This is a genomic window from Mesorhizobium sp. M2C.T.Ca.TU.002.02.1.1 (genome assembly GCF_003997225.1).
This window is the reverse complement of sequence record NZ_RZTO01000546.1, coordinates 1-4,322: the sequence shown is the minus strand read 5'-3', so window position 1 is coordinate 4,322 and position 4,322 is coordinate 1. Positions and strand designations below refer to the sequence as shown.

At 65.0% G+C, this 4,322-nt stretch carries 4 protein-coding genes; 2 read left to right on the top strand and 2 right to left on the bottom strand.

Annotation, left to right across the window (positions count from 1 at the left end):
* Together EOD07_RS24525 and EOD07_RS24520 are read right to left on the bottom strand one after the other, a co-directional pair.
* A partial coding sequence (locus tag EOD07_RS24525; RefSeq protein WP_164772483.1) for an ATP-binding cassette domain-containing protein occupies positions 1-526 on the bottom strand: 526 nt, incomplete at its 3' end.
* A gap of 132 nt (positions 527-658) precedes the next feature.
* Entirely contained in the window at positions 659-1,621 is a 963-nt protein-coding gene (locus tag EOD07_RS24520) for a sugar-binding protein (RefSeq protein ID WP_041009876.1), read from the bottom strand.
* Between the two features lie 615 nt (positions 1,622-2,236).
* Here EOD07_RS24520 and EOD07_RS24515 point away from each other — a divergent pair.
* Both EOD07_RS24515 and EOD07_RS24510 read left to right on the top strand, forming a co-directional pair.
* Positions 2,237-3,349, top strand: coding sequence for a LacI family DNA-binding transcriptional regulator (locus EOD07_RS24515; RefSeq protein ID WP_164772482.1), 1,113 nt, complete (start codon positions 2,237-2,239; stop codon positions 3,347-3,349).
* A 107-nt stretch (positions 3,350-3,456) separates the two neighbouring features.
* Entirely contained in the window at positions 3,457-4,257 is an 801-nt protein-coding gene (locus EOD07_RS24510; protein ID WP_127237276.1) for a class I SAM-dependent methyltransferase, read from the top strand.
* The last annotated feature ends 65 nt before the right edge of the window (positions 4,258-4,322 follow it).

Below are 4,322 nucleotides of genomic sequence, written 5' to 3'. Positions count from 1 at the left end.
TGACAAGGCGAGCCTTGATCGACAACGCCTTGGCGATCTCGACCATCTGCTGCTGGGCGAGCGACAGCGACGCGACCGGCGCGTCGGCCGAGAAGTTGGCGCCGACGCGCTTCAGCAGCGGCGCCACCATGTCGCGCAGCCTGGCGCGGTCGACCAGCCTCAGCGGACCGGCGCGAAGCGGCTCGCGGCCGAAGAATATGTTGGCGGCGACATCGAGGTTTTCGAAGAGGTTCAGTTCCTGATGCACGAAGGCGATGCCGGAGCCGATGCTCTGCTCGACGGTCAGCCCGTCATGCGCCGCGCCATCGACGGTGATGGTGCCGCTGTCCGGCCGCGTCACGCCGCCGAGGATCTTCATCAGCGTCGATTTGCCGGCGCCGTTCTCGCCGACAAGGCCGATGACCTCGCCGGGCAGGACCTCCATCGAGAACCTGTCCAGCGCGACAACGCCCGGATAGGTTTTGCGCACGGCCTCCAGGCTCAGGAACGGAGCGGCGATCGGTTGAGTGGTGTCGGTAGAGGTCATCGCGCCTAGGTTTACCGCACGGGGCAACAGCCGGTGGCCACAGACTGACGGGCCTTGGCCGGCCCGTCAATACGAGCGCCGACAGGAACGCCGGCTCGGGGCAAACCTCGAGCCGGCGCAACTGTGCCGGGCTTACTTGCCCGCCATCGCCTTGAGGTTCGCGGCGTAGGCGTCGACGTCATCCTTGCCGATGATCTTGGTCGGGATGATGATCAGGTTGTTGGCCGGGATGCCCGACTTGTCGCCCTTCAGATAAGCGGCCATCAGCTTCATGCCCTGATAGGCCCATTCGAACGGCTGCTGCACCACGGTGGCGGCGACGGTGCCTTCCTTGACGCCGCCCAGCGTGATCGGATCGTCGTCGAAGCCGACGACGGTGATCTGGCCGAGCTTGCCGGCGTCGCGCAGCGCCTCATAGATGCGCGGTGTGTTGTAGGAGTAGAAGCCGACCATGCAGGTGATGTCGGGGCTGGCGACCAGCGCGTCCTCGACATTCTTCTTGGCGCGCGCCTGGTCGATGTCGTCGCCGCGCACGTCGACCAGCTCGATCTTGCTGCCGGCGAGCCCGTCCTTCATGCCCTGGATGCGTTCCTTGGCGTTGTCGGCGCCGAGCAGGCCGACGAAGCCCAGGCACTTGCCGCCGTTGGGCATCGCCTTCTTGGCGATCTCGGCGGCCTGCTTGCCGGCATCGACGTTGGACGAACCGATATAGGCGACGCGCTTGGTCTGCGGCGCATCCGAGTCGGTGGTGAACAGCGCTGTTTCCGACGCAATCTTGTTCAGCCCGTCGGTCGAGGTCTTGGGATCGACGGCCGAGACCATGATGCCCTTGACGCCTGCCGTCACCAGATCGTCCATCAGCCGCTGCTGGATGGCGACCGAGGACTGCTCCGGATATTTGAGCTCGAGATTGTAGTCGGGCAGCTCGCCCTGCGCCTTCTTCACGCCGGCTTCCGCCGCCTTCCAGAAGTCTGACGCGCCGTTGACGACGAAGGCCAGCGTCGGCTTGTCGTCCGCGCGGGTAACCGCCGTGGCCGCGAGCCCGATGAGCAAGGCCGCCGCGGCGACAGATGCATTACGGATCATGGATTTCATAGTTCAACCTCCCTTGTAGAACTTGCCTTGTAGAACTCGTCGCCGATGTCTCGGCCGCGGCCCGGACAACCCTCCTCCTCAAGGGTGCGGCGCAAAGGTCCGCCGACTTAAGAACGGTGCCGATCCGGCCGCGGTCGAGACACTAGACACTCATGTGGCGTTCGTAAATAGTCCGATTTGTCTGACATTTTCGTGAGAATGGACCCGAGCCCAGACCGGCAATGGCGCCGGTTTTCATGCAAGCGTCCCTCGCACCTGTCGCCACCGAACGGAGACGACGAGTTGACACTAGAACGCTAACGGCTATTAGTAAAGAGTATTAGTTATGAGGCGAGGGCGCGTATTTTCGAAGCGGGGGAGACGCTGGTCGAAGGGCACGCCGGGAGTGAGGAGAACGAGCGCGGCAAAGCCTGTAGCCGTGCCGAAGATGCAGGAATTGTCAGCACTATTGACCTTGTCTGACTGGTTTCGTCGCGAAGCGTCGTAGCCGGTGATTTGCATGTTATGCTTGCTAATATATATTAGTCGACGCCATCTCGATAAACGCGCCGACCTCGACCATCTTGCCGTTGCCGCCGCCTTTGCTTTAGAGCCGGCTGGGTTTGGGAAACGACCATGAGCGAACCGACGGAACTCAGCGATCCTCCCGGGACTTCCAGGCGCCGCAAGCCGGCCGCCAAGCCCAAGGGGCGCGTCACCATGACCGACATCGCGCGCGCCGCCGGCTGCTCGCAGGCGACGGTGTCGTTCGTGCTCAACAATTCGCCGGGCATCAGGCTGTCGCAGCAGACGCGCGACAGGGTGATCGAGGCGGCTCGAGCGCTGGGCTATTCGCCGCCGGTCTTTTCGGCGCTCCGGCCGCCGGTGACGCCGTTCGAGGGCCTGGACGGCGTCATCGGCTTCGCGGTCGACCAGCTCGCGACCAGCCCCGAGGCGGTGGTCGCCATCGAAGGCGCGCGACAGGCTTCGTGGAACGCCGGCAATGTGCTTCTGGTGGCGCAGACGATGGGCGACGCGGTGATGGAGCCGCGCGCCATCCAGGCCCTGACGCGGCGAGGCATCTCGGCGCTGATCTACATGACCATCTTCACCCGCGAGATCGCCGCGCCGGACTTCCTCTACAGCCTCGACATCCCGGTCATCCTGCTCAACTGCTACACCGCCGACTATGCCTTCCCGGCGGTGGTTCCCTCCGAGATCGCCGGCGGCCAGAGCGCGACGAGGCATCTGATCGCCCACGGCCATCGCCGCATCGCCACGATCACCGGCGAACCGTGGATGCAGGCCGCGCAGGATCGGCTGAAAGGCTATCGCCGTGCCTTGGCCACCGCCGACATCCCGTTCGATCCGGAACTGGTGGTCGAGGGCGACTGGTCGGCCAGCGCCGGCTATGCCGCGACGGTCAAGCTGCTCGGGCTCGAGGAGCGACCCACCGCGATCTTCTGCCAGAACGACCGCACCGCGATCGGCTGCTACGAGGCGCTGAAGGAAGCCGGCCTGCATATCCCTCAGGACATCTCCGTGGTGGGCTATGACGACGAAGAGATCGCCCGCCATCTCTTCCCGCCGCTGACGACGTCGATCCTGCCGCATCTGGCGATGGGCCAATGGGCGATCGAGCAGTTAGAGACGCCGCCGACGCCCGGCCGCGGACGCTATCCCATCACCAAGCTGGAATGCCCGCTGGTGGAGCGGGAGTCGGTCGCGACCGTGAAATCACCTACATAAAGCGCCGCCCCAGTCAGGCTACCTTCACTGCCGATGTTGCAAATCGCACGGCGCCTATGCACGGGTCGCGCCGTCGTTTAGCTTACGCTCATGAATGGGAGGCTCAGATGACATCCACCTTCACCGTCCATGCGGCATCTGGTTATGAGCAACTGATGGGACGCTGGAGCCGCAGGCTCGCGCCCAAGTTCATCGATTTCGCCGGGCTTGCCCCCGGCGAGACAATCCTCGACGTCGGCTGCGGTACCGGCAGCCTCACCTTCGAGCTGGCAAAATCAGCCGATCTAGCCGAGATTCAGGCCATCGACTTTTCGCCGGTCTTCGTCGAGGCGGCGAGGCAACGCAACACCGATCCGCGCATCACCATCGGCCAGGCCGACGCCATGGCGCTGCCGTTCGCCGACAATGCGTTCGACCGCGCGCTGGCGCTGCTGGTCCTGCACTTCGTGCCGGAGGCCGGCAAGGCGGTGGCCGAGATGCGCCGCGTCGTGCGGCCGGGCGGCGTGGTCGCGGCCGTGGTCTGGGACCATTACGGCGGCATGACCGGCATGCGCATGATGATCGACACCGTCGCAGCGCTCAGCGAAAGCGGGCGCCAGATGCGCAGCCGCTATTGCTTCCAGCCAATGATGCAGCCGGGCGAGATGAAGCGGACCTTTGCCGAGCAGGGTCTCGTCGACGTTACCGAGGCCGAGCTGATGATCCGCATGGACTACGCGGATTTCGACGACTTCTGGGCGCCGATCGGCGCCGGCGAAGGGCCGCTCGGCAGATACATGACCACGCTGGACGCGGCCGAACAGAAGCGCATCGAGGCCGCCGTGCGCGATGCCTATCAGGCCGGCAGGCCCGACGGCCCGCGATCCTTCGCCAATATCGCCTGGGCCTGCCGCGGGATCGTTCCCTGAACGTCGGCAGCGCCTCAATTGCCGGCGGCGGCCGCGGAATTGATCTCCCAGCCGTCGACCCAGAC

What these genes read in the sequence shown, in the direction of transcription:
- EOD07_RS24510 (WP_127237276.1), top strand. Translation starts at nt 3,457, where the DNA reads ATGACATCCACCTTCACCGTCCATGCGGCATCTGGTTATGAGCAACTG.
- EOD07_RS24515 (WP_164772482.1), top strand. Translation starts at nt 2,237, where the DNA reads ATGAGCGAACCGACGGAACTCAGCGATCCTCCCGGGACTTCCAGGCGC.
- EOD07_RS24520 (WP_041009876.1), bottom strand. Translation starts at nt 1,621, where the DNA reads ATGAAATCCATGATCCGTAATGCATCTGTCGCCGCGGCGGCCTTGCTC.